At 68.3% G+C, this 22,747-nt stretch carries 27 protein-coding genes; 15 read left to right on the top strand and 12 right to left on the bottom strand.

Annotated elements, in window-relative coordinates; translation table 11 throughout:
* Positions 1-11 precede the first annotated feature (11 nt).
* A complete protein-coding gene (locus AC3ANU_RS06655; RefSeq protein ID WP_018768789.1) occupies positions 12-557 on the bottom strand; it encodes a YceI family protein in 546 nt (181 codons plus the stop codon).
* A 145-nt stretch (positions 558-702) separates the two neighbouring features.
* On the opposite strand from AC3ANU_RS06655, the gene AC3ANU_RS06650 reads away from it, so the two are divergent.
* Positions 703-1,131, top strand: a complete 429-nt coding sequence (locus AC3ANU_RS06650) for a hypothetical protein (protein ID WP_488315688.1) — start codon at positions 703-705, stop codon at positions 1,129-1,131.
* Positions 1,132-1,172: 41 nt separating this feature from the next.
* The gene (locus AC3ANU_RS06645) at positions 1,173-1,943 is read left to right on the top strand and encodes a CDP-alcohol phosphatidyltransferase family protein (RefSeq protein ID WP_488315687.1); all 771 of its coding nucleotides are present in this window, start codon (positions 1,173-1,175) and stop codon (positions 1,941-1,943) included.
* A 78-nt stretch (positions 1,944-2,021) separates the two neighbouring features.
* Here the strand turns inward: AC3ANU_RS06645 and AC3ANU_RS06640 are convergent, their stop codons facing one another.
* Both AC3ANU_RS06640 and AC3ANU_RS06635 read right to left on the bottom strand, forming a co-directional pair.
* Positions 2,022-2,426, bottom strand: a complete 405-nt coding sequence (locus AC3ANU_RS06640; protein ID WP_134164063.1) for a DUF302 domain-containing protein — start codon at positions 2,424-2,426, stop codon at positions 2,022-2,024.
* 45 nt (positions 2,427-2,471) lie between these two features.
* Complete coding sequence (locus tag AC3ANU_RS06635; RefSeq protein WP_018768793.1) at positions 2,472-2,729, bottom strand: metal-sensitive transcriptional regulator; 258 nt, start codon at positions 2,727-2,729, stop codon at positions 2,472-2,474.
* A 124-nt stretch (positions 2,730-2,853) separates the two neighbouring features.
* On the opposite strand from AC3ANU_RS06635, the gene AC3ANU_RS06630 reads away from it, so the two are divergent.
* From AC3ANU_RS06630 to AC3ANU_RS06600, 7 genes are all read left to right on the top strand, one after another.
* Entirely contained in the window at positions 2,854-3,471 is a 618-nt protein-coding gene (locus AC3ANU_RS06630; RefSeq protein WP_134164064.1) for a rhodanese-like domain-containing protein, read from the top strand.
* Entirely contained in the window at positions 3,468-4,226 is a 759-nt protein-coding gene (locus AC3ANU_RS06625) for a sulfite exporter TauE/SafE family protein (protein WP_018768795.1), read from the top strand. The genes AC3ANU_RS06630 and AC3ANU_RS06625 overlap by 4 nt, the downstream gene beginning before the upstream one ends.
* A 20-nt stretch (positions 4,227-4,246) precedes the next feature.
* Positions 4,247-4,588: a rhodanese-like domain-containing protein gene (locus tag AC3ANU_RS06620; protein WP_056392779.1), complete on the top strand. Its 342-nt coding sequence runs from the start codon at positions 4,247-4,249 to the stop codon at positions 4,586-4,588.
* Between the two features lie 53 nt (positions 4,589-4,641).
* Positions 4,642-4,938 (top strand): rhodanese-like domain-containing protein, encoded by a 297-nt coding sequence (locus tag AC3ANU_RS06615; RefSeq protein ID WP_488315686.1) that lies wholly within the window; start codon positions 4,642-4,644, stop codon positions 4,936-4,938.
* 50 nt (positions 4,939-4,988) lie between these two features.
* Complete coding sequence (gene trxA, locus AC3ANU_RS06610; protein ID WP_144601352.1) at positions 4,989-5,351, top strand: thioredoxin; 363 nt, start codon at positions 4,989-4,991, stop codon at positions 5,349-5,351.
* 105 nt (positions 5,352-5,456) lie between these two features.
* A complete protein-coding gene (locus tag AC3ANU_RS06605; RefSeq protein WP_488315685.1) occupies positions 5,457-6,857 on the top strand; it encodes an MBL fold metallo-hydrolase in 1,401 nt (466 codons plus the stop codon).
* A gap of 141 nt (positions 6,858-6,998) precedes the next feature.
* Positions 6,999-8,276 carry an MFS transporter gene (locus AC3ANU_RS06600; RefSeq protein WP_488315684.1) on the top strand — a complete coding sequence of 426 codons (1,278 nt, stop codon included), beginning with the start codon at positions 6,999-7,001 and terminating at the stop codon, positions 8,274-8,276.
* Between the two features lie 12 nt (positions 8,277-8,288).
* Here the strand turns inward: AC3ANU_RS06600 and AC3ANU_RS06595 are convergent, their stop codons facing one another.
* From AC3ANU_RS06595 to AC3ANU_RS06555, 9 genes are read right to left on the bottom strand one after another with little or no spacing between them, the layout of a single operon-like run.
* On the bottom strand, positions 8,289-8,531 hold the full coding sequence (locus AC3ANU_RS06595; RefSeq protein WP_056392768.1) for an acyl carrier protein: 243 nt from the start codon (positions 8,529-8,531) through the stop codon (positions 8,289-8,291).
* A 28-nt stretch (positions 8,532-8,559) separates the two neighbouring features.
* Positions 8,560-9,945, bottom strand: coding sequence for a dihydrolipoamide acetyltransferase family protein (locus AC3ANU_RS06590; RefSeq protein WP_488315683.1), 1,386 nt, complete (start codon positions 9,943-9,945; stop codon positions 8,560-8,562).
* On the bottom strand, positions 9,938-10,930 hold the full coding sequence (locus tag AC3ANU_RS06585; protein WP_018768804.1) for an alpha-ketoacid dehydrogenase subunit beta: 993 nt from the start codon (positions 10,928-10,930) through the stop codon (positions 9,938-9,940). The genes AC3ANU_RS06590 and AC3ANU_RS06585 overlap by 8 nt, the downstream gene beginning before the upstream one ends.
* Complete coding sequence (gene pdhA, locus AC3ANU_RS06580) at positions 10,927-11,976, bottom strand: pyruvate dehydrogenase (acetyl-transferring) E1 component subunit alpha (protein ID WP_056392764.1); 1,050 nt, start codon at positions 11,974-11,976, stop codon at positions 10,927-10,929. Before pdhA ends, AC3ANU_RS06585 begins: the two co-directional genes overlap by 4 nt.
* Entirely contained in the window at positions 11,973-13,808 is a 1,836-nt protein-coding gene (acsA, locus tag AC3ANU_RS06575) for an acetate--CoA ligase (protein WP_488315682.1), read from the bottom strand. Before acsA ends, pdhA begins: the two co-directional genes overlap by 4 nt.
* A gap of 52 nt (positions 13,809-13,860) precedes the next feature.
* Positions 13,861-15,195 carry an erythromycin esterase family protein gene (locus AC3ANU_RS06570; RefSeq protein ID WP_488315681.1) on the bottom strand — a complete coding sequence of 445 codons (1,335 nt, stop codon included), beginning with the start codon at positions 15,193-15,195 and terminating at the stop codon, positions 13,861-13,863.
* A complete protein-coding gene (locus AC3ANU_RS06565) occupies positions 15,192-16,532 on the bottom strand; it encodes a phosphoribosyltransferase (protein ID WP_018768808.1) in 1,341 nt (446 codons plus the stop codon). The genes AC3ANU_RS06570 and AC3ANU_RS06565 overlap by 4 nt, the downstream gene beginning before the upstream one ends.
* Positions 16,533-16,537: 5 nt before the next feature.
* On the bottom strand, positions 16,538-16,885 hold the full coding sequence (locus AC3ANU_RS06560; protein ID WP_018768809.1) for a CU044_2847 family protein: 348 nt from the start codon (positions 16,883-16,885) through the stop codon (positions 16,538-16,540).
* Positions 16,886-16,899: 14 nt separating this feature from the next.
* The gene (locus AC3ANU_RS06555; RefSeq protein WP_056392762.1) at positions 16,900-17,256 is read right to left on the bottom strand and encodes an SPW repeat domain-containing protein; all 357 of its coding nucleotides are present in this window, start codon (positions 17,254-17,256) and stop codon (positions 16,900-16,902) included.
* A gap of 197 nt (positions 17,257-17,453) precedes the next feature.
* Here AC3ANU_RS06555 and AC3ANU_RS06550 point away from each other — a divergent pair, with 197 nt between their 5' ends.
* From AC3ANU_RS06550 to AC3ANU_RS06525, 6 genes are all read left to right on the top strand, one after another.
* Entirely contained in the window at positions 17,454-17,810 is a 357-nt protein-coding gene (locus AC3ANU_RS06550; RefSeq protein WP_056392760.1) for a PadR family transcriptional regulator, read from the top strand.
* Positions 17,807-18,172, top strand: a complete 366-nt coding sequence (locus tag AC3ANU_RS06545) for a DUF1048 domain-containing protein (RefSeq protein WP_018768812.1) — start codon at positions 17,807-17,809, stop codon at positions 18,170-18,172. Before AC3ANU_RS06550 ends, AC3ANU_RS06545 begins: the two co-directional genes overlap by 4 nt.
* 25 nt (positions 18,173-18,197) lie before the next feature.
* The gene (locus tag AC3ANU_RS06540) at positions 18,198-19,013 is read left to right on the top strand and encodes an ABC transporter ATP-binding protein (RefSeq protein ID WP_488315680.1); all 816 of its coding nucleotides are present in this window, start codon (positions 18,198-18,200) and stop codon (positions 19,011-19,013) included.
* A complete protein-coding gene (locus AC3ANU_RS06535; protein WP_018768814.1) occupies positions 19,010-19,774 on the top strand; it encodes an ABC transporter permease in 765 nt (254 codons plus the stop codon). The genes AC3ANU_RS06540 and AC3ANU_RS06535 overlap by 4 nt, the downstream gene beginning before the upstream one ends.
* A 134-nt stretch (positions 19,775-19,908) precedes the next feature.
* Entirely contained in the window at positions 19,909-21,111 is a 1,203-nt protein-coding gene (locus AC3ANU_RS06530; protein ID WP_488315679.1) for an alkaline phosphatase family protein, read from the top strand.
* Position 21,112: 1 nt separating this feature from the next.
* Positions 21,113-22,747: a phospholipase C gene (locus AC3ANU_RS06525; RefSeq protein WP_056392752.1), complete on the top strand. Its 1,635-nt coding sequence runs from the start codon at positions 21,113-21,115 to the stop codon at positions 22,745-22,747.

Raw genomic sequence — 22,747 nt, 5'->3', positions numbered from 1 at the left:
GGTCCGGCCTGTCAGCCCTGCTTGACCAGAGCCGCCTCGAGGTTGATCTTGACCTTGTCGCTGACCAGCACGCCGCCGGCTTCCAGCGCGGCGTTCCAGGTGAGCCCGAACTCCTTGCGGCTGATTTCGGCTTCCGCGGAGAATCCTGCCCGCGTGGCGCCAAAGGGATCCACGGCGACGCCGGTGAACTCAACCTCAAGCTCCACCGGCCGGGTCACGCCCTTGATGGTCAGGTCCCCCGTCAGGGTGTATTCCTCCCCGTCCCCTTCGATGTGGGTGCCGCGGAACGTCATTTCGGGATACTTTTCGACGTCGAAGAAGTCCGCGCCCTTCACGTGCGCGTCACGGTTGGCGTCACCGGAGTCAAAACTTGCCGTGGACACCGTGGCATGCACCGAGGACTCCTCCAGGGACCGCCCCACCCTGGCTTCGGCGCTGGCCTGGGTAAAGCGGCCACGGACCTTGCTGATTCCGGCATGTCGGACGCTGAAGCCGATCTCGCTGTGGGACATGTCCAGGAGCCATGTTCCCGGCGTGAGTTCCTGGGGAAGGGTCATTGTCATTCTCCTTACTCGTAGGGCCGCAGGCTTCGCTGCCCGCTACAGGGGCAAGACTGCGGATGCCCCTAAATATTCCCCATAAAACCCGCAGATATAAGGGTCCGGGGTGAACCGGGAGGGAACTTCGGGCGTATACATAGACGTGGCTCTACGTTTATTGACCGCCCTGGCGCTGTTCATCGATGCCGGCGTCCATCTCTTCCTGGCCCCGGGCTACCAGGCCGCGCAGCCGGGCACCATCAGCCAGGGCACCCTGTTCCTCCTGGAAGCCGCGGTTGCCCTGGTGGCCGGCCTCTATGTCCTGGTCCGCGGCAGCCGCGCCGCCTATGCACTCGCCCTGGCGGTGGCACTGAGCGCCTTCGCCGCCGTCATGCTCTACAGATACGTGGACATCCCGGCCATAGGTCCGATTCCGGCAATGTACGATCCCGTATGGTTCTTCTCGAAAACCCTCAGCGCCGTCGCTGAAGGGGCGGGATCGCTGCTGGCCCTTGCTGGCCTGGTCCGTAGCGGCCGCGGGAGAAGGGCCGACGACGGCACGGGGGTCCGTGCCGGGCGTCGCCGGCCGTGACGATCGCCGGGGCAGTTGCCAGCATGCGGGGGAGGTGGCAGATGGGCGCAGCCGGATGGGCGATGTCCGGGCACGCGATGCCTGACGCGGTGGCAACCCTGGCCGCTTACGCGCTCCCGGCCTTGTGGCTGTCATCCCTGTCCGCCTCCGGACCGGTCCTCCAAATGGCAGGCCTGTGTGCGGGCGCCCTGGTGACCGCGGCCGCCGTCGGCTCTGTCCTGCGGCGCATCCCCCGCTTTTCAACTCCGGCAGACCGCGTCACCCTGCTGCGTGCCGTCCTGGTGGCACTCTGCGCCGTGGTGGCCGTCCCGGAACTGTTCACCGGGCGCAGCAGTTTCCTGGTGCCGGCCCTTGGCGGCGTCGCCTTCCTGCTGGACGGGCTGGACGGCGCCGTGGCGCGGCGGACCGGGACAGCATCCCCGGCGGGGGCACGCTTCGATGCCGCCACCGACGCCGCGCTGGTGCTTGTGCTGTCCATCGCGGCCGCGGCGGTGGCGGGCCCGTGGACACTGGCGATCGGGGGCATGTACTACGTGTTCACGGCCGCCGCGTTCTTCAGGCCGCACCTGCGTGAGCCGCTGCCGCCCAGTGTTTCCCGCAAGGCCATCGGGGCCTTCCAACCGCTGGCGCTGCTGGTGGCGCTTGTCCCTGGTATCCCGTGGGCTGCCGCCTTCCCGGCGGTGGCGCTGGCGCTGCTCACGTATTCCTTCACGCGCGATGTGGTCCAGCTGGAGATCCGCCACCGCTCCCGAGAGCTTCCCGCTGCCCACGCCCACTTTCGACACCCACATTCCCCGGCGCTGCCCGAATAGCCCGAGCGCTAGGGAATATGCGCGTCGCAGGTGTTCAAGCGCGTCGCCACAAGAAGTCCGGTGCGGACTTCGCCTGCCTCAGCCCAGGCTGGCGAGGGCCTTCCGAAGGCGCGCGCCGGCGTCGTCCGCAACCTCTTTGACCGCGGCAGCGTCACTGAGCTGGACCATGGCCTGCGGGTCAATGGCCTCGACGGTGGTCTCGGTGGCATCGGCCTTACGCCGCACCACCACGTTGCAGGGCAGCAGCGCACCCATTTCCGGCTCGGCTGCGAGGGCACGGCTGGCAAGGGCCGGATTGCAGGCGCCCAGGATGACGTAATCCCCGACGGCGTCCGCGGCCTCGGCGCCCAGCTTGGCTTCGAAGGTGGACCGGACGTTGATTTCCGTCAGGATCCCGAAGCCCTGTGCCGCAAGGGCCTCGCGGGTGCGCTCCAGCGCTTCCGCCCAAGGCAGGGACACGGTGGTGGCCAGGGTGTACGTCATGGTGCTCCTCGGGATATTCGACGGTCCGCTGATAATGCAGGCTGATCAGGCCAGGGAGAGGAAGAGCTTCTCCAGGTCCTTCCGGTCCATGGTCTGGTCCTTCTGCGTGATGCACTGCTCCAGCCCGGTGGCAATGATAGCGAAGCCGGCGCGGTCGAGGGCTTTGGACACGGCGGCCAGCTGGGTGACCACGTCCTTGCAGTCCCGGCCTTCTTCAAGCATCCGGGTGACGGCGGCGAGCTGTCCCTGGGCGCGCTTGAGGCGGTTGATCACGGGCGTGAGTTCGGTTGGGTTCAGTTCCATAAGAAGGGTCTCCATTGATGGGGTGCTCCCGTCAACTCTATACCCCTCCGGGTGTTTTGACTACCCCCGGGGGTATCTGTGATACTCGGTGGGGTATCCAGCCCATCCCCTCCGAGAGGCATCAATGACTTCCCCTTCAAAAGCAACCGCCGTTACAGCGCTTGCCCCCGAAACCCTCCGGTCCTGGTTCACGGAGCACCAGGACCTCGTGGTCATCGACGTGCGCTCCGCCGCCGAATTCGGGTCCATGCACATCCGCGGCTCCTACAACGTGCCGCTGCCGCTGCTCTCGGAGCACACCGATGAGCTCGCCGCCCGGCTGGGTTCACGCGTGGTCCTGGTGTGCCAGTCCGGCGTCCGCGCCGAGCAGGCCCGGCAGCGGATGGCCACCGTCGGCCTGGACACCGCCTACGTCCTCACCGGCGGCGTTCCGGGCTTCGCCGCCGCGGGCGGCGACGTGGTCAAGGGCAAGGACCGCTGGGACCTGGAGCGCCAGGTCCGCCTGGCCGCCGGATCCCTGGTGATGCTGGGCCTGGTGGGCGGCAAGTTCGTCTCCCCCAAGGTCCGCATGCTTGCCGGCGCCATCGGAACCGGCCTGACGTTCTCGGCCGCAACCAACACCTGCGCCATGGGCAAGGCCCTTTCGGCCATGCCGTGGAACAAGGCCGCCAAGGAGCCCACCCGCGAAAGCGCCATCCTCCAGCTTCCCGTTCCGGCAGCAGAAGAGGACGCCGCGGCATGATTCCGGCCCTGGGCCTGGGGCTTGTCGTCGGCATCGTCCTGGGCGTCGTGGGCGGCGGCGGCTCCATCATCGCCGTTCCGGCCCTGGTGTACGGCGTGGGCATGAGCCCCGCCCAGGCGATTCCGACGTCGCTGCTGGTGGTGGGCGTATCCTCGCTCACGGCCCTGCTCCCCAGGATCCGGGAGGGCCTGAACTGGCCCGTGATCGCCCTGGTCGGCGGCGCCGGGATTCCGGCGGCCTGGGCCGGCGCGGCCGTGGGCAAGCTGCTGGACCCGAACCTACTGATGCTGGCGTTCGCCGGAATCATGGTGGCCGCAGGCATCCGGATGCTGATGAAACCCCGTGAAACCGAAGGGTCCTGCAGCACGGGGCCGCACCGGGCGTTCCGCTCCTGCGCCCCGAAGGCCGTAGGCGTTGGCCTGCTCGTCGGGTTCCTCACCGGGCTGCTCGGCGTGGGCGGCGGCTTCCTCATCACCCCGGCGCTGACCATCTTCCTGGGCCTGCGCATGAAGCAGGCCGTCGGAACGTCACTGGCAATCATCGTGGTCAACTCCGCTGCCGGCTTCAGCGCCCACGCCGCCGGCTACACCGTCGACTGGGCCACCACCCTGGCGTTCGCAGTCCCGGCAATCCTGGGATCCGTCGTCGCCGCGCGGCTGGCCCGCCGCCTGCATGACAAGCACATCCGCATCTCATTCGCGGTACTCATCTTCGCCGTCGCGGCATGGGTCACCGCCGGCACGGTCACCGCCTGACCCACCAAGAGGAGAACACCATGGGACTCATCGATTCCCTCAAAAAAGCCTTCAGCAAGCCCTACAAGACGGTATCCGTGGCGCAGGCCAAGGAACTCCTGGGCTCGGGCGCCACACTGATCGACGTCAGGTCAGCCCAGGAATGGCGGACCGGCCGGGCGCCGCAGGCCAAGCACGTCCCCCTGGACCGGCTGCAGGCCAGCACCGCCGGGATCCAGAAGACCCGCCCCGTGATCGCCGTCTGCGCCTCCGGAGTACGGTCCGCCTCAGCAGCCCGCCTCCTGGCCGCCAAGGGGTACGACGCCTACTCGGTACGCGGCGGCATGGCCGCATGGCGCCAAGCCGGCGAGCCCGTCCGCTAGGCAAGCAGCACCACCCGGCAACCCAGCCGAAACCACTTCAAAGGAGAACCACCATGGCTGAAATCACCATCATCGAAACCGACCAGCGCCGCTCCACCGCCCGGATCCTTGACGTCCGCGAGGACTTCGAAGTCGCCGAAGGGATGATCCCCGGCGCATTGCACATCCCCATGGGCGAGCTGCAGGCCCGCTTGTCCGAACTGGACCCGGCCGTGCCCGTGATCGCCATCTGCCGCAGCGGCAACCGCAGTGCCGCCGTCGCTGAAGCCCTCAACGGCATCGGCTACAAGGCGGACACCGTGGCCGGCGGCATGACCGCGTGGACCCGCGCCGGACTCCCCACCACCTAGGCCCTGCCGCGAGGCAACAACCCCACCCGCCCGAAAGGACACGACAGACCATGGCAACCATCGACATCACCGAGCAATCCTTCGCCCAGACCCTGGAGGACAACAACATCGTCTTCGTAGACTTCTGGGCAGCATGGTGCGGCCCGTGCCGCATGTTCGCCCCCACCTACGGCGCCGCCGCCGAACGCCACCCGGACATCACCTTCGCCAAGGTGGACACCGAAGCCGAACAGGCCCTCGCCGCCGCAGCAAACATCACCTCCATCCCCACCCTGATGGCCTTCAAGGACAAGACCCTCGTCTTCTCCCAGCCTGGAGCACTCAACGCCACCGGCCTTGAGGAAGTCATCCAGGCCGTCAAGAACCTGGACATGGAAAAACTCCGCGCCGAAGCCGGCCACCAGCACGCCTGAGCCACCGGCGGCCACATCAGTTCCCCTCGTTGCGTTATACCCCGGGGGGTATCTATACTTGATTCAGAACCCCTCCATCCCCTTTCACCCGAAGGAGAGCACCAGATGCTTATCGAACGCATTTACGACGAAGACCTGGCCCAAGCCAGCTACCTGATCGGCTGCCAGGCCAAGGGTGAAGCCATCGTGGTGGACGCCCGCCGCGACATCGCCGTCTACCAGGACCTCGCCGCGAAAAACGGCATGAAGATCGTGGCCGTCACCGAGACCCACATCCACGCCGACTACCTCTCCGGCACCCGCGAACTTGCCGCTGCCACCGGCGCCAGGATCTACGTCTCCGGCGAGGGCGGCCCGGACTGGCAGTACGAATTCGACGGCGAGCGGCTGTACGACGGCGACACCATCACCCTGGGCAACATCACCATCAAGGCGGTCCACACCCCGGGCCACACCCCGGAGCACCTGTCCTTCCTGGTGACCGACGGCGCGTTCAGCAACCAGCCCGGCTACCTCCTCTCAGGCGACTTCGTGTTCTCCGGCGACCTGGGCCGGCCTGACCTGCTGGACGAAGCAGCCGGCGGCGTGGACACCCGCTTCGTGGGCGCCAGGCAGCTCTTCGCCAGCCTGCGCGACAAGTTCCTGACCCTGCCGGATTACGTCCAGGTCCACCCCGCGCACGGCGCGGGCAGCGCCTGCGGCAAGGCCCTCGGCGCCATCCCGTCCTCCACCGTGGGCTACGAACGCCTCTACGCCTGGTGGGGCCCGTACCTCGCCGCCAATGACGAGCAGGGCTTCATCGATGAACTCCTGGACGGCCAGCCCGATGCCCACGCCTACTTCGGCCGCATGAAGCGCGAAAACCGCGTGGGGCCGGCCGTCATGGGCGAACGCGCTCCGCTGAAGGAACTGGACACCGCCGTCGTGGCCAAGGGCCTGGCGGAGGACACGCTGACGTTCATCGACACCCGTTCCAATGACGAAGTGCACCGCGGCACGGTGGCCCGGTCCCTGAACGTCCCCGCCGGGAAGTCCGTGGCCAGCTACGCCGCCTGGGTGGTCAACCCGGAAACGGACAAGAACCCGCTGGTGCTCCTTGCCAAGGACCGGGACCAGGCCCAGGACATGTGGGACCATCTGGTCCGGGTGGGCATCGACAACGTGGCCGGCTACGTCACCGGCATGGACGGCCTGCCCACCTTCACTCCCAAGCTGATCCAGCCGGAGGAACTCGGGAAGTTCGACGCCGCGATGCTCCTGGACGTCCGCAACAAGACCGAGTACAAGGCCGGGCATGTCCCGGGCGCGTACCAGCTCAGCGGCGGCCGCCTCATGTGGCACCTGGATGAACTGCCGGCCGGCGGCACCATCGTGTCCTACTGCCAGTCGGGCGTCCGGAACTCCGTCGCCGCCAGCGCCCTGCGCCGGGCCGGGTACGACGTCGTCGAACTCGATGGCAGCTACGCCGCCTGGAACGCCTGGCAGAACAGCGTCCCCGCCGCCTAGCCACTCCACCCAAGACCACCCGGGCAGGACCCCCCTCCTGCCCGGGTTCAGGTCCGGGCGCGTCCCCCGCGCGTCCGGACCCGGCCCGGGCGTGCCCCCGCACGCCCGGGCCACCTTACGTCCCCACGAACGGAGCACCCCATGCCGGGCAGGACCCTCCCCCGCCATGCCACCGGAACAGCCGGTGCCGTGCTGGGCCTGCGGCAGAACCTGGCGCAGTTCATGCTGCTGGTGGCTGTCAACGCGCTGGTGGGCGGCACCCTGGGCCAGGAACGCACCGTCCTGCCCCTGCTCGCATCCCGGACGTTCCACCTGGACCTGTACACGGGCGCGCTGACCTACATCCTGGCCTTCGGCCTGTCCAAGGCCGCGACGAACTACTTCGCCGGCACGCTCTCGGACAGGTACGGCCGGAAACCCGTCCTCGTGGCGGGCTGGCTGGTGGCCGTGCCCGTACCGCTGATGCTCATCTTCGCCCCGTCCTGGGGCTGGATCGTGGCGGCCAACGTGCTGCTGGGCATCAGCCAGGGCCTCACCTGGTCCACGGCCGTGATCATGAAGATGGACCTCGTCGGCCCCAGGCAGCGTGGCCTGGCCATGGGCTTCAACGAGGCGGCGGGCTACCTGGGCGTGGCCGCCACCGCGCTGGCCACCGGCTACCTGGCAACTGCCTACGGCCTCCGCCCGGCCCCGTTCCTGCTGGGTGCCGCGTACATTGCCCTGGGACTGGGCCTGACTGTCCTGGCCGTCCGGGAGACCCACCACCATGCCATGGCCGAGGCCTCACAACACGTCGGCGTCCACAGCAACGCCCATGCCGGCCTCTCCACGGGCCAGGTGTTTACCCTCACCAGCTTCAGGGACCGATCCCTTTCGGCAGCCAGCCAGGCCGGCCTGGTCAACAACCTCAACGACGGCCTGGCCTGGGGCCTCTTCCCCGTCCTGTTCGCCGGCGCAGGCCTGGACCTCGGCCAGATCGGCATCCTGGCGGCCGCGTACCCCGCCGCCTGGGGTGCCGCCCAGCTGGCCACCGGCGCCGCGTCGGACCGGTGGGGACGGAAATGGTTCATCGCGGCCGGCATGCTGGTGCAGGCCGTGGCACTGGGAGTGGTCGCATCAGCGCACAGCTTCGGGCCGTGGCTCGCCGCCGCCGTCGTGCTGGGCCTCGGTACCGCCATGGTCTACCCCACCCTGCTGGCCGCCATCGGAGACGTGGCCCACCCGGCCTGGCGGGCCCGCTCCGTGGGGGTCTACCGGCTGTGGCGCGACGGCGGATTCGCCGTCGGTGCCCTCCTCTCGGGTGTCCTCGCCGACCTCTACGGCATCCCCGCCGCGATCGCCGCCGTCGCGATCCTTACCGCAGCCTCCGGCGCCGTGGTTGCCGTCCGGATGCGCGGCAGCGACCACGCCGCGGGATGACAAACCCCAGCTTCATCCGTGCCCTGCCAGATACGTGACCAGGCCGTCCACGGTGGCCACCGCAGGGTAGTCGGCCTCCGGGATGTCCACTCCCGTGCCCTCCGCGATGACCTCCACCAGGCGGAGGAAATCCAGCGAGTCCAGTTCCAGGTCCTGGCGCAGCCTGGCGCTGCCCTCCAGGTCCTCGGGACCCACGTCGGGCGCCACTTTGCCGATGGCGGCCTCCACCGCCTGGCGCGCATCCTGTTCGTTCATGGCTCCTCCTCCGTCCGGCTCCCGCTGCTCACAACTTTTCCGGCGCCTGCAGCAGTTCGTCGATGCGGGCCAGGAAACGCCCGCCGCGCAGCCCGTCACTGACCCGGTGGTCCGCGGACAGGGTGGCGATGGCGGCGTGCCGGATGCCGAGCATCCCGTTGTGCGCCCACGGCTGCTCCAGCACCTTGCCGAAGCCCACCATGGCCACCTGCGGCGGGTAGATCACCCCGTACACGCTTTCCACGCCGAGGTCCCCGAGGTTGGTCACTGTGATGGTGGGATCGGCCATCTCCGCGCGCTGCAGCCGCCCCGCCCTGGCCCGGCCGACCAGGTCCCGCAGCTGGTCCATCAGCTGGTCCAGGCTGAGGGTGTCCGCGTGGTGCACCGCCGGGGCCACGATCCCGCCGTGCCGCAGGGCAACGGCGACGCCCAGGTGGACGGCACTGCTGGGATGGAACGCGCCCTTGGTGAAGAACCCGTTCATGTCCGGTTCCTCCTTCGCCGCCAGCGCGGTGGCCTTCAGCAGCAGGGCCGACGGCACCAGCCGCGATGACACGGGCCGCTGCTGGTTCGCCGCCTGCATCCACGCCATCGCCGCCGCCAGGTCCAGGGTGGTGGACAGGTAGTAGTGCGGAATTTCCTTCTTGGAGCGGGACATCAGCGCGCCGATGGCCTGCCGCAGGGTTTCCGCCTTGCCGCCGGCCGCCGTCGTCCGGTTCCGCCCGGGCTGCTCCTCCTCCGGGGTTCCGCGCGGCGCTTCGACGGTTGGGGCTTCCACCGGTTGGGCTTCCGACGGCGGTGCTGCCGCGGGCTTTTCCGCGCCGGCTTCCTTAGCTGGCCGCCCCCGGGGCGGAACGGCGGCGAGCACGTCCTCCTCGGTGACGGCACCGCCCGGGCCCGTCCCCGTGACCGCGGACAGCTGGACGCCGAGTTCGGCGGCCAGCCGCCGGGCCAGCGGCGACGACCGGACCCGGTGCGCTTCGGGTGCTGTTGCCGGCTCCGGCGCCCTGGTGCCGGGCGCCGCAGCGGCGCGTTCGACGTCGGCCCTGGTCACCTCGCCGTCCGTGCCGCTGCCGCTGATGCGTCCGACGTCGACCCCCAGCGTGTGCGCAAGGTGCCGGACCGGGGGTGCTGCCTTTGCCTCGCGGTCCGCGGGCGGGGCTGGCGGGAGTTCGGCGGGCGTGGCGGTGATCCGGGCGATGGGGGTGCCCACATCCACGGTGTCGCCGATGTCCACCAGGAACTCGGCCAGCACGCCTTCCTGGAACGACTCGATGTCCATCACGGTCTTGTCGGTGTCCACGGCCGCCACCAGGTCACCCTTGTGGATGTAGTCCCCGGGCTTGACCAGCCATTCCACCACCTTGCCGTGTTCCATGTCCGCGCCCAGGGACGGCATCCGGAACTCAGCCACCGGCGCCCACGGCCCTTCGCGCGGCGGCCATGACCCGCTCCACGGACGGCAGCGCGGCCTGCTCCAGGTGCTTGGCGTACGGGACAGGGACCTCCAGGCTGCACACCCGCTCCACCGGCGCGTCCAGGTCGAAGAAGGCCTGCTCGGCGATCCTGGCCGCGATCTCGGCCGAGATGCTGCCGCTGCGCCAACCTTCGTCCACCACCACGGCGCGGTGCGTCTTTTCCACGCTGGCGAGGACGGTGTGCATGTCCAGCGGGCGGAGGGAGCGGAGGTCGATGACGTCGGCGTCGATCCCTTCCCCGGCCAGCTGACCGGCCGCGTCCAGCACCATGGGCAAGGTGCCGCCGTAGGTGATGAGCGTCAGGCCCTGCCCGCCTCCGTTCCCTTGCCGCAGGACCGCCGCCTTGTCGATGTCCACGGCGCCGGCATCGTCGTCGAGCTCGCCGGCCATGTTGTACAGGGAACCGTGCTCGAAGATCAGCACCGGGTCCGGGTCCTGCAGCGCGGTCCAGAGCATACCGCGGGCGTCGGCCAGGGTGGCCGGGGCAAGGATGCGCAGCCCCGGAATGTGGGCGTACCAGCCCTCCAGGCTGTGCGAGTGCTGGGCCCCGAGCTGACGGCCGGCGCCGGTGGTCATCCGGATGACGATGGGCACGTTGAACTGGCCGCCGGACATGTGCAGCAGGGTGGCCGCGTTGTTGATGATCTGGTCCAGCGCCAGCAGGCTGAAGTTGACGGTCATGATCTCGACGACGGGCCGCATCCCGCCCAGCGCAGACCCGATCCCTGCCCCCACGAAGCCGGACTCGGACAGCGGGGTATCGCGGATCCGCTCCGGCCCGAATTCCTCCAGCAGCCCCAGGCTCACGGCGAAACTGCCGCCGTACCGGCCCACGTCCTCGCCCATGAGGAACACCCGTTCGTCCCGCTGCATGGCCTCGCGCAGCGCGGCACGCATGGCTTCCCGGTAGGTGGTTTTCATCCTTCCGCCCTGCCTTTCCCGGCCCCGTCGCCGGCACTGACATCGCCACTGTCACTCTCCGCCCGGTCGCTGTACACGAACCGCGCCAGTTCGGACACCGGTTCCGGCGTCCCGTTCTCGGCGAACCCGACGGCGGTGCTGATCTCCGCGTCCACGTCCGCCGTAAGTGCGGCCCAGTCCTTCTCCGGCAGCCGTCCCGCCGCCCGCATGGCACCCTGCAGCAGGCTGATGGGGTCCCGTTCCATCCACTGCGCCACCTCGGCTTTCTCCCGGTACAGCTCCGGATCGAACATGGAGTGGGCGCGGAAGCGGTACGTGCGCAGTTCCAGGAAGTGCGGGCCGCCGCCGGACCGGACGGCGTCCACGGCACGCCTCGCTGCTTCCTCGACCGCGAGCACGTCCATGCCGTCCACGGCCCAGGCGGGGATCTCATACCCGGCGGCCTTGAGCGCGATGTCCGTCTGGGACTCGGAACGGCCCAGCGCGGTTCCCATGGCGTAAAGGTTGTTTTCGCAGCAGAACAGCACCGGCAGCTGCCACAGCGCTGCCAGGTTCATGCTTTCGTGGAACTCGCCTTCGGCCACCGCGCCTTCGCCGAAGAAGCAGACGGTGACCCGCTGGCGCCCGGACATCCGGTCCGCGAGCGCCAGGCCGACGGCAAGCGGCAGGCCCCCTGCCACGATCGCGTTTCCGCCGTAGAAGCGGGTGGCGGCGTCGAACAGGTGCATGGATCCGCCACGCCCGCGGCAGCATCCCTCGGCATGGCCGTACATTTCGGCCAGGATGGCTCCGGCGGAGACGCCGCGCAGGAGGGCGTGCCCGTGTTCGCGGTAGGTGGCCACCACGGCATCCTCGGGTGCCAGGGTTTCCATCACCCCGGCCGCCACGGCTTCCTCGCCGATGTAGACGTGCAGGAAGCCGCGGATCTTGGCGGCGCTGTACAGCTCGATGCATTTTTCCTCGAGCCGGCGCACCCGCAGCATCTGCCGCAGCAGGTGGAGGGCATGCTCCGCGTCCGGGACGGCCTGGTTTTTGAGGGTACTCACGGCTGGTCCTTCAGTGTCACGGCCGGTCCTGCCGGTGATTCCAGTGTTGAGGTGTCGCCTTCGGGCAGCCCCAGCTCGCGGGATTTGAGGAGCCGCCGCAGGATCTTGCCGCTGCGGGTCTTGGGCAGGGTGGCGGTGAAGTCGAGCAGCCGGGGTGCCACGGCGGCGCCCAGCCGTTTCCGCGCGAACCCGATGATGTCCAGCTGCAGCTCCTCCGTGGGCTCGTTGCCAGGCTTGAGCTCCACGAAGGCCTTGACCACTTCGCCGGCCACGGGGTCCGGCACGCCGATCACGCCCGCTTCGGCGACGGCCGGGTGCTCCATCAGGCAGCTTTCCACTTCGAAGGGCCCGATCAGGTGGCCGGAGGACTTGATCACGTCGTCGCCGCGGCCCACGAACCAGAAGTAGCCATCGCCGTCGCGCTTTGCCAGGTCCCCGGTGAGGTACCAGCCGCCGGCGAAGCACCGCCGGTACCGTTCCTCCTCGTTGAGGTAGCCGCGGAACATGGACGGCCAGCCGGGCCGCAGCGCCAGCTCACCCATGGCGTCCGGCTCGGTAACCAGGACCGCCTTGCCGTCCCGGAGCACGGGCTTGCCGTCGGCGTCCCGGGCCACCAGGGCGGCCTCGATGCCGGGCAGTGGCCGGCCCATGGAGCCCGGACGGATGTCCATGGCGGGGTAGTTGGCGATCATGATCCCGCCCGTTTCGGTCTGCCACCAGTTGTCGTGCACCGGCAGGCCCAGCACGTCCTGGCCCCACACCACTGCCTCCGGGTTCAGCGGCTCCCCCACGCTGGCGATGAAGCGCAGCGCGGAGAGGTCATGGCCGGCGGCTCGTTCCGCGCCTGCCTTCATGAGCATCCGCAGGGCCGTGGGGGCGGTGTACCAGACGGTGACGCGCTGCTCCGCGAGGATGCGGTACCAGCGGTCGGCGTCCAGCTCCTCCTCGTCCACGATGGCGGTGACCCCGTGCACCAGCGGCGCGATGATGCCGTAGGACGTGCCGGTCACCCAGCCGGGATCGGCGGTACACCAGTAGATGTCATCGGGGTGCAGGTCCAGCGCGTAGAGGCCGGTGGCATAGTGGGCCGCGACGGCGCCATGGACATGGATGGCGCCCTTGGGCGTGCCCGTGGTGCCGCTGGTGAAGTGCAGCAGGGCCATGTCCTCCGGCTGGGTGTCCGCGACCGCGTCGATTGGGTCAGCCCCAGCCAGGAGCCGGGCCAGGTCCAGGGTTCCCGGTTCGGGGCTGCCGTCCGCGTCCACCAGCAGGACGTGGCGGAGTTCGGGAAGGGTGTCCCGGAGCGGCGCAACCTTTTTGCGGTAGAGCGTTTTGGTGGTCACCAGTACCCGGCCGGCCCCCAGGTGCAGCCGCTGCCGGACAGGCTCGGGGCCAAAGGCGGAAAAGAGCGGGCAGAAGACGCTGCCGTTCTTGAAGGTGCCCAGCACGGCCACGTACAGCCCGGGGCTGCGGCCCAGGAGCGAGAAGACCCGCTCGCCCCGCCCCACCCCAAGGCTTCGAAGTACGGCGGCGAACCTGTTGGTCTGGTCCGCAAGGTCGCCGTAGCTCATGGACCGGGTGCCGCCGTCGGCCTGCACAAAGCGCAGGGCTTCCTTGCCGCCGCGGCCTTCCGCCACGTGGCGGTCAACGGCTTCGTAGGCAATGTTGAGGCCGCGGCCGCCGGGCAGCCCAGCCAGCGCCTGCCGTGCCTGGTCCCAGCTGAAGTCCCGCCGGGCGGCATCATAATCGGCCAAATTGGGCTGGACCGGGAAGGCTGCCACGTCCTTGGTGATGGCAGGCCAGCGCGTGGACCCCTCGGTTCCGGTGGCCATGGTGCTCCTCTGGTCCATCATGTTCCTTTGTTATGGGTGGAACCGCTGTGGGCTAGAACCCCGAGGGCTCGGTTTCGAGCTCCGGTTCGCCGGGCTGGTACTCGTGGTGCAGCGGCCGCAGGGCCTCGGTCCGCGGATGCCAGAACAGCGCGTCGTAACGGTCGCCCATCCGGGTGGGCACATAGTTGCCCCTCTCCCGGCGTGGGTTGTACACCACGCCGATGGCCCGGTGCCCGCGCCAGGACGTCAGCCACCGCCCGGCCCGCTCCGGCCCGAACACCAGCACCGACGGTTCGCCCAGCGCCTCGTGGAGGAGGTCCTCGTGGCTCCCGTGCACTGCGGCCGGAACATCCATGGTCCACTCCGGCGAACCCCAGGATTCGGCGGCCGTAACGGACCCGGAGTAGGACGCGAACCCGGCCAGCACCACCTGTCCCGGGTGGCGCTGGCGGACCAGCTGGCCGACGTTGACCATGCCGTCAAGCGCCATGTCCGTGGCCCGCGCGTCGCCGACGTGCGTGTTGTGCGCCCACACCAGCCCTTTGGATGCCGGCCCGTGGTGGGCGGCGATGCGTTCGATGGTGTCGCTCATGTGGTGGTCGCGGATGTTCCAGGACTGCTGGTCGCCGCGCACCATGGTCCGGTAATAGCGCTCGGCGTTGGTGGCCACGATGGCGTTCTGGATGGCGTCGAAGGCCGCCGGATCGTCCTGCATCCGGCCCAGCGTCCGCCGCCGGACTTCCGCCAGCAATGCCACCACGTCCGCTTCACAGGACTGCGGCACCAGCCGGTTGCTCATGGCATACCGCTGCGGGTCCTCCCGGAACGGGATAAAGCAGTGCCAGGCCTGCAGGGCGGACGGGAGGGCGTCGGCGGCGTTGGCCTCCAGCCAGGCGAAGATTTCCCGCAGCGAGTCCCACAGCGAATAGACGTCCAGGCCATAGAAGCCCGTCCGCTGGTGTTCGGGCAGGCGGAGGTTCCATTCGCGCAGCCAGGTGAGGAATTCGGCCACCTCGTGGTTGGCCCACATCCACGTGGGCCACCGTTCGAATCCGGCCAGCAGCCGGCGCGCGTCCATCTCCTGTCCGGATTCCCCCCGGACCCAGCGGTTGATGCGCCAGCAGTCCGGCCAGTCGCCTTCCACACCGATCCAGGTGAAGCCGTACTCTTCGATCAGCCGGCGGCTCAGCAGCGCCCGCCAGTGGTAATACTCCTGGGTGCCGTGGGATGCCTCGCCCAGGCACACGAAACGGGCCGGGGCGGCGAGGCGGACCAGCGGTTCGAGGTCGTCGGCGGTGGCCAGCGGGTGGGCGAGGCTGCGGATTTGGGCTTCTTCCGCCGCCCGTTCCCCGCCGTGTTCATCCCGGTGGCCCTGGGCCGCCGTCATTCCCTGGCCTCCGGCCGGGCGCGCCCCACCGGGGACGGCAGGAGGTACTGCCGGAACCAGTCCGCGGCCAGGGTGGCCGCCATGGCCAGGGTGCCCGGTTCCTCGAACAGGTGGGTGGCCCCGGGAACGATCTCCAGCCGCGTGGGGGCATGCATTTGCGCCATGGCCTGGCGGTTGAGGGCCAGCACCTGGGTGTCCGCCCCGCCCACGATCAGCAGGGTGGGGGCCTTCACGGCGGGAAGCCGCGGCCCGGCAAGGTCCGGCCGGCCGCCCCTGGAGACGACGGCCTCAACCTGGGCGCCGGGCTCGGCTGCAGCCCACAGAGCGGCGCCTGCCCCGGTGCTCGCGCCGAAGTAGCCGATCCGGCCGGCGGACCCGTCGTGGCGCGCTTCCAGCCAATGGGTGGCGGAGGAGAGGCGCTGGGCCAGCAGGGCGATATCGAACACGTTGGCCCGGTTCACCTCCTCCTGGGGTGTGAGCAGGTCAAGGAGCAGGGTGCCAAGGCCGGCCCCATGCAGGACGGAGGCCACGAAGCGGTTGCGCGGGCTGTGCCGGCTGCTGCCGCTGCCGTGGGCAAAGAGGACCGTGCCGTCACACCTGGCGGGCAGGTAGAGGCTGCCCCGCAGTGTCACCGTTCCCGCCGGAATCTCAACATTCTCTTCCAGGCTCCCGTCTTCCCCTTCCTCGGCGCGGTGGCGGGGCGGGGAAGCGGCGGCGTCGAGCAGTTGCACCACCTCGCCATCCTCCGTGGGCGAGAAGTCGTGGTAGTAGTAGCCCACGGCCTGGAAGTTTTGGGGTGAAAGCAGGCAGACGACGTCGTCCGGTTCCTTGAGCTCCACGACGGCGCGGGCGGGGGCAACAGGAACGGCAAGGATGACTCTTGCCGCACCGAGTTGCCGGGCCACCTGGCAGGCCGCCCTGGCGGTGGAGCCGGTGGCGATGCCGTCATCCACGATGATGGCCGTGCGGCCGGTGAGGTCGATGCGCCGGCGCCCCTGGCGGAACCTCGCCACCCTGCTTTCCAGCAGGGCGCGTTCATGCCGTTCAACCTGCTGCAGGTCCTCCTGGGTCACCCGGGCCATGGAAATGGTGCGCGGATCCAGGACCCGGACATTGCCCTCCCCGATGGCTCCCATGGCCACCTCGGGCTGGAACGGAACCCCCAGTTTCCGCACCACGATCACATCCAGCGGCGCGTCCAGGGCCTTGGCTACCTCGAACGCCACCGGCACGCCGCCCCGGGGCAGTCCCAGCACCACAACGTCCTTTCCGCGCAGGGGGGCGAGCCGTTTACCCAGCCGCCGCCCGGCGTCGGACCTGTCATGAAACGCAACCATAGCCATCACCCGTTATGCGTGATTTCTTCCCCGGGCAGGGCTCCAGCCGCCGGGCTCCAGGACATTCGAAGGACAAAATGGGCGTCGGAACTGCTCTTTGCAATCACCGCCCCTGCGTCCCCCGCGAGCTTCACCCCGAACTCGATCTCTATTTGTTCGGGGGTGAGTTCCGCCATGGCCTCCAGTGCTGCGCGGGCAGCCGGGCGGACGCTGGCAAGAGCGTCTTCCAGCCGCCTGCCTGTGTCCAGGATCCCCTGTTCATTGCGGGCAGGATGGTCCACGCCGTAGCTGTCGTCCGCAGTCTCAACCAGCACTGTTCCGGAGCCCACTTCGTAACGCAGCACTTCAGTCATGGCGGATGCCTCCGCTAATGCGAGATGCGGAGATTGTGATGGGCTTCCGTGCTGGGCTTAATGGCCACCGCGGTGACCACCAGCGCTACTGCCCCGGCAATCCATGATGTCCAGGCTGCCCCCGTCGCGCCCGTGTAGGTCCCCACAAACGGCGAGACAACCAGCGCAGCGGCCAGCACGGCCTGTGCCCATTCCATCGCCGGCATTCCCGGCATGGCCAGGTTGATGACGCCGCTGACCACCAGGAGCCCGCCGAAGAGGAGCATCAGGGTGGTGGACATGCTTTGCTGCCGCGTCCACAGGACCGCGATAGCGGTGAAGAGACCGGCGGCGACCGTCACGTAGTCCTGCCACCGATACCACTTTTTCACTGAATTTTCCTTTCTGTTGCGGGCGGAACGCCTTGTGCGCAACCGCCCCGCAGGCCCCAGCTTCCCGCGGTTTAAGTCAACGCCCGGCAACAGCGGGGTGCTAGGGCAGAAAGACCTACGAGGCCCTTGCGGTCCTGGTACTCAGTGTTACTATCTACTGGTAGTCAGCACCACTAAGTAGCAATGAGGAGTCCCCAATGGGCAAGCAAATGACCGAGATGCTCAAGGGCACCCTGGAGGGCATCGTCCTTGCCATCCTCGCCGCGCAGCCCGCCTACGGGTACGAAATAACGGCCCGGCTGCGGGAGGAGGGCTTCGCCGACATTGTCGAGGGCACGGTGTACGCGCTGCTGGTCCGCATAGAACAGCGCGGCCTCGTGGACGTCGCAAAGGTCCCATCCGAAAAGGGGCCACCCCGCAAGGTCTACACACTGAACACGGCAGGCAGCGCCTACCTGGACGAGTTCTGGAGCACCTGGAGCTTCATCGCCGAACGGATAGAGCACCTCCACCACAACAAGAACCAGCCACAGGAACAAGGAGAACAACCATGACGCAGGGATGGATCGAGAAAGTCACCGGCCCGTTCGACGACAAAAAGCGTTGGCGCCAGTACAAGGCGCGCAAAGAGCAGCTGCCCGGCAGCTACCGCACCACCATTGACGCCCTTGAGCGCTATTTCACCTATGCCGGGGCCATCGTCAAGGGCGACGTCCTCATGCAAATGCTCGAAGACCTGGCGGACCTGGTGGAAGGGGCCGCCGCTGACGGTACGGCCATTCGGGACATCGTGGGGGACGATCCGGTGGAGTTCGCGGAAACCTTCATCAGCAACTACTCCGACGGCCAGTGGATCAACAAGGAGCGGCAGCGCCTGACGGACTCCATCAACAGGGCCGCCGCCGACGGCGCCTGACCACCGCCACGGGAAAGGACCGGCCATGACCCATGACCAGGCCCCGGCACCCGCCATCCGGGTACAGGGCATCGAAAAGTCGTTCAAGGGCCTGCGCGTTCTGCGGGGCGTCCACTTCGACGTGGCGCCGGGAAGCATTTTCGCGCTCCTGGGCTCCAACGGCGCCGGGAAGACTACGCTGGTGCGCATCCTGTCCACGCTGCTGCGGGCGGATGCGGGCACCGCATTGGTGAACGGGTACGACGCCGGCGCGGAGCCGGAGGGCGTGCGCGGCTCCATCAGCCTCACAGGCCAGTTCGCCGCGGTGGACGACGTGCTGACCGGGCGGGAGAACCTGGTGCTGATGGCCAGGCTGCGGCACCTGCGGAGCCCTGGGGAGATTGCCGGCCAGCTCCTTGCCAGGTTTTCCCTCACCGAGGCCGGGAACCGCAGGGTGTCCACCTACTCCGGCGGGATGCGCCGGAGACTGGACATCGCCATGAGCCTGGTTGGCAGCCCGCCGGTCATCATCCTGGACGAGCCCACCACCGGCCTGGACCCGCAGGCCCGCCTTGACGTCTGGCAGACCGTGCGCCAACTTGCTGCCCGCGGAACCACGGTGCTGCTCACCACGCAGTACCTCGAGGAGGCCGAACACCTGGCCGACCGGATAGCCATCCTGCACCAGGGCACCATCATCAGGAACGGAACCCTGGCCGAACTCAAGCGGCTGCTTCCGGCCGCCACGGTGGAATACGTCGAGAAGCAGCCCTCGCTGGAGGACGTCTTCCTCGCCCTCGTCGGGGACCCGGCCAAGGACGGCTCCGAAAGCACCACCGGCGCACGAAAGGAAATGCCATGACCACCCATATCCTCAGCGACACACGGGTCCTGGCCGGACGCTCGCTCCGCCATATCCTGCGCAGCCCGGACACCATCATCACCACCGCCGTCACACCGGTGGCCATGATGCTGTTGTTCGTCTACGTGTTCGGCGGCGCGATCAACACCGGCTCCGGCGGCCCGTACGTCAACTACCTGCTCCCCGGGATCATGCTCATCACCATCTCGTCCGGCGTCGCCTACACCGCCTACCGGTTGTTCCTGGACCTGCAGGGCGGCATATTCGAACGGTTCACCTCCATGCCGGTGGCCAGGGGCAGCGTCCTGTGGGCCCACGTGCTCACGTCACTGGCCGCCAACTTCGGGGCACTGGCCGCCGTGGTGGGCGTTGCGCTGCTGATGGGATTCCGCAGCGGAGCCTCCGTGGCCGCCTGGCTCGCCGTCGTCGGAATCCTCGCCCTCTTCACGCTGGCACTGACCTGGATCGCCGTGATCGCCGGGCTGCTGGCGAAAACCGTGGACGGGGCCAGCGGTTTCAGCTACCCGCTGATTTTCCTGCCGTTCATCAGCTCCGCTTTTGTTCCCACCGGTTCCATGCCCGGCCCGGTGGCCTGGTTCGCCGAGAACCAGCCGGTGACGTCCATCGTCGATGCCATCCGTGCCTTGCTGGCGCAGGAAGCCGTGGGCAGCGGCATTTGGACGGCCCTGGCCTGGCTGGCGGGACTTCTCGTGGCAGCCAGCGCAGTCGCCGCCGCCGTATACCGCCGAAAGTTCACCTGAACCCGGCAACCGGCGGCAACCCGGAACCTGATTCACTGCCAACTCACAGCGATTGCCCCTGCACAACTCGGCATCTGTATGCAAGAGTGGCGTCAACGCTGGGGCGCTGTAGAGACCGACGACAGGGGCCGCGTGTGTACCGAATATCAGCCCGCTCAACCGCTGTTCGGCGGCGGCCCTCACCCGCGCTGCTGCCACTGCTGGCCCTGCTGCTGTTCGGGCTCGTGGCCTGCCAGGGTCCAGCACCGGCATCGCCTCCCGATTCCCAAAGCGCCACGCCATCCGAAAGCCCCGAGGCGGAACCAACACCCACAGAGACCCCAGGCACCGCCGTCGATCCGCAGGGCACCCCCACGGCCGCCGGAGCCCCCGGGCACGTATTCGTGATCAACCTGGAGAACAAGAGCTACGACTCCGTGTGGGGTGGCAACTCCGCCGCGCCTTACCTGTCCGGAACCCTCCGGAAGAAGGGCGTGCTGCTGCAGAACTACTACGGCATCGCCCACAACTCGCTGCCCAACTACCTGGCCCAGATTTCCGGCCAGCGGCCCAACGACAATACGGAGCAGGACTGCCGCACCTACACGGAGTTCAACACCACGGGCAGCGACGGGGACGGAACCCTGCAGGGCAACGGCTGCCTCTACCCGGACCAGGCGCAGACCATCGCCGGGCAGTTGAGCGCGTCTGGCAAGACGTGGAAGGGGTACATGGAGGACATGCAGCAGCCCTGTGAGCACCCGGCCCCCGGCGAACCCGACAACCACATCCGGGCGACCGCCGACGAGATGTACTCCACGCACCACAACCCCTTCGTCTACTTCCACGCCATCACGTCGTCCCCGGACTGCGTGAAGAACGTGGTGAACTTTTCGGCGCTGGCAAAAGACCTGAAATCCGCAGCCACCACTCCAAACCTTGCCTACATCACGCCCAACCTCTGCCACGACGGGCATGACGAATCCTGCGCCGACGGCACCCGCGGCGGACTGAGGGCCGTGGACTCGTGGCTTAAGGCCCATGTGCCGGCCATCCTGTCCTCCCCCGCATACAAGCAGGACGGCGTGTTGGTCATCACGTTCGACGAGGCCGAGGGCGACACGGCCGGGCCGTCCGCCGGAGACGCCGGGAGCCCCGGAGGCGGTGCAGCCGGCGGTAAGGTGGGTGCCCTGGTGCTGTCCCCGTTCAGCCCGGCAGGGGCCACATCGGACCAGCCGTACAACCACTACAGCCTGCTGGCCACCATGGAGGACATCTTCCACCTGCCGCGGCTCGGGATGGCCGGCGACCCCGGCGTGCAGGCCTTTGGCGGCGATGTCTTCCGGCAGGCTTCCTAAGATGGGCTTCCCGGGGCAGGGACGACGGCCCGGTGTCCCGGCCGCCGCCTTGACCGTGGCGGCCCTGGTGCTGCTCGCCGTCGTGGTTCCCGTTGCCCTGCGCCCCGGGACCTCGTCCGGAACCAACGGAGGGATCTCCAAGATCAAGCACGTGGTGATCATTACCCAGGAGAACAGGTCCTTCGACAGCTACTTCGGCACCTACCCGGGTGCCGACGGCATTCCCATGCAGGACGGCAAGCCTGCCGTTTGCCTGCCGGACCCGGCGCGCGGAGGTTGCGTTGCGCCGTTCTACGATTCATCAGACAGCAACGACGGCGGCCCGCACAGTCCGGCCGACGCGGCGGCAGACATCAACAACGGTGCCATGGACGGGTTCGTGGCCCAGGCGGAAAAGGGCATTGCCCATTGCGAGGCGACCGCCACCGACTGCACGTACAAGACCAGGCGCACCGACGTGATGGGCTACCACGACCGAAAACAGCTGCCAACCTACTGGACATACGCCGACAATTTCGTGCTTCAGGACCACATGTTCACCTCCGCCGCAGCCGGAAGCCTGCAGGCCCACCTCTACATGGTGTCCGAGTGGTCGGCCAAGTGCACGAAGCCCGGGGAGCCGTCGTCGTGCGTGGATGCACTGGATGGCCTGGACAATGAACCTGAAAAGGCGGAGTTCGATGACAGCCTGATCGGCGAATGCCAGGCAGACCAGGACCTGCAGACCTGCCGCGACGCCCTCGGGGAGGCAGGCAGTGGCCCCGACCTTGCCGTCCAAACCCAGCAGCTGGCAACGGCCAGCTGCAAACGCACCGATTCCTACGCCACCTGCAAGGCCGCCGTCGACGCAGCACCATTCCCGGCCGCGCTGAAGGAGAAGCTGGCAGCAGCAGCCAAGAACCTGAAACAGCCCAATTACGCCTGGACCGACCTGACCTACCTGCTCCACAAACACAATGTGCCGTGGGCCTACTACGTCTTCAGCGGCACCGAGCCGGACTGCCGCAACGATGCCGCCACGTGCGCCCCCGTTGAGCAGGATGCCGAAACGCCGGGGCGGTGGAATCCGCTGCCGTACTTCGACACGGTCAAGGAGGACGGCGAGCAAGGCAACATCAAACCGCTTGCCGGTTTCTACGACGACGCCAGGCAGGGCAGGCTGCCGGCCGTCAGTTGGGTGGCACCCAGCGACGAGGTCAGCGAACATCCCCCGGCCAAGGTCAGCACCGGCCAGCAGTATGTTGCCGGGCTGGTCAACGCGATCATGAGCGGTCCGGACTGGGACAGCACCGCCATCTTCCTGAACTGGGACGACTGGGGCGGGTTCTATGACCATGTCCAGCCACCTGCGGTGGACAACAGCGGCTACGGCCTGCGCGTCCCCGCCATGGTCATCAGCCCCTACGCGAAGAAGGGCTACATCGACCATCAGATCCTCAGCCAGGACGCCTACTTCAAATTCATCGAGGACGATTTCCTGGGCGGCGAAAGGATCGACCCCGCCACCGACGGCCGGCCCGACAACCGCCCCGGGGTCCGGGAGAACAACCCGCAACTGGGCGATCTGGCCAACGCCTTCGACTTCAACCAGACACCGCTGCCGCCATTGATCCTGCCCAACGCCACCACCTACTGA

It is taken from the genome of Arthrobacter sp. SDR-2R (assembly GCF_057747955.1).
The sequence above is the reverse complement of the archived record's forward strand: the minus strand, read 5'-3'. Positions and strand labels throughout refer to the sequence as shown.